Below are 1,736 nucleotides of genomic sequence, written 5' to 3'. Positions count from 1 at the left end.
CCTACATTTGACCTTTCTCAGCAGTCAGATTCTCAGGAAAATATTAAGTATAAATACTCAATTACTTACTCCTATTGACCACTATATATAATTGTCTCCTGTCTCCTATTCTTCATATTATATGATGTCCGGATAATTAGTGATCAGAAAACTCTCTCCTTCTTCTCCTGTTCTTCTTCTTCCTTCTTCTTTCTTCCCTCCTGACTCCTGAGGACTGACTCCTGAGGACTCCGTAGTTATTTATTTATCACTGTTCAACCGGACATGATATTATTCCAGGTCTCCCCATCTCCCCACCTCCCCATCTCCCCATCTCCTTCCTGACTTTTAACGATGAAATTTGTGCATTGTTTCCTGATAAAGAAGTAAGGCAAAATCTTTAATAATTTCCTCATTTTTAAAATGATGTCCGTACTTTTTCTTTGCTGTTTCTATGCAAATTTTCATAATCTCGGATGATTCCTCAATATAGTTAACTATCACCTGTTTTTGCTCTTGTTTTGGATGATGATGTCTGAAGTCTGGGTGTATATGATGTCTGAAATCTGAGTTTAAGGGAAATGTAGTTTCTGCAGTTATTTTAATATCTTTTCCTACTGGATGAACTATTTTTTTACCCCTTCTTTTTTGAACTTCTTCAGCAAAACCAGATGAAATTATACCTGCTGGTAGAGCGAAAATTCCTATACCTAAAAATGCCATAGCGGCACTTAATAATTTGCCTACATGAGTCGTAGGATAAACATCTCCATAACCCACAGTTGTTAAAGTTACCACTCCCCACCACATAGTCTCTAAAATGCTAGAAAATTTTTCTGGTTGTGCTTCATTTTCTGCAAAAAACATGAGACTTGAAGCAAAGACTAATACAAAAATGACCACTAGCAATGTAGCTATTAATTCCTCTTTTTTTAGAACTATAACTTTCAGAATGGTACGCAGTGACTCAGAATATCTACTGATTTTAAATAAGCGAAATAAACGCAGTAATAATGTAAATTTTATAAATCCTAAACCGGGAAATAATACTTGTAAATAAAACGGCAAAATAGCGATAAAGTCTATTATGGATAAGGGGGTAATTATATACTTTAGTCTACCACCAATGGGATGACGATATTTAGGATTAATTGTACATACCCATATTCTGATAATATATTCTAAAGTAAACAATACAGTTATCATTATTTCGACTAATTCCAAATCTTTAGAATAAATATCTGAAAATCTGGGAGAAGTTTCTAAAATAAACGCACTGACACTAATGCTTGTTAAAATAGTAATCAGCAAATCATCTAGCAAACTTAAAATATTTTTCTGGTCTGAATATTCAAAAATATAGTAAATTTGTTCTTTCAAAGATTTACGTCTTTTCTCTATCTTCATCATTTTTTTACTAACAAAGTTAATGTTTACATTGATTTTTTTTCTGAATTTTTAAGAAGGGAATATGGAATAACGGTGCGACCTAGCGTCGGCGAAGTGCGTTAGCTCCTTTATCAGAGACTAGAAGTACCTGGTAGTGCATCAAGAGAGGAATCAGGGAAACGGAAGTCAGAAGTCAGAAGTTAGAAGTTAGAAGTCAGAAGTTAGATTTGAGATGACTAAAAACTTTAAGAATTTCACAAATAGTTTCAAACTTTAAATGTTAAATAATTGCCTGAAACTATTGTATTGTCAAAGTTTTTAGTCATCTCAAATCTAACTTCTGACTTCTAACTTCTAACTTCTGACTT

1 protein-coding gene is annotated in these 1,736 nt (G+C 33.2%); it reads right to left on the bottom strand.

Features of this window, described 5'->3' with window-relative positions:
* Positions 1 to 327: 327 nt before the first annotated feature.
* Complete coding sequence (locus F6K13_RS31780; RefSeq protein ID WP_124144535.1) at positions 328 to 1,389, bottom strand: ion transporter; 1,062 nt, start codon at positions 1,387 to 1,389, stop codon at positions 328 to 330.
* Positions 1,390 to 1,736 lie beyond the last annotated feature (347 nt).

It is taken from the genome of Okeania sp. SIO2B9, from assembly GCF_010672505.1.
In the GTDB taxonomy this organism is placed as follows: domain Bacteria; phylum Cyanobacteriota; class Cyanobacteriia; order Cyanobacteriales; family Microcoleaceae; genus Okeania; species Okeania hirsuta.
This window is presented reverse-complemented; position numbering and strand designations above follow the sequence as displayed.

Bases quoted from the DNA above. Each gene is read 5' to 3' on its own strand.
- F6K13_RS31780 (WP_124144535.1), bottom strand. From the start codon at position 1,389: ATGATGAAGATAGAGAAAAGACGTAAATCTTTGAAAGAACAAATTTAC.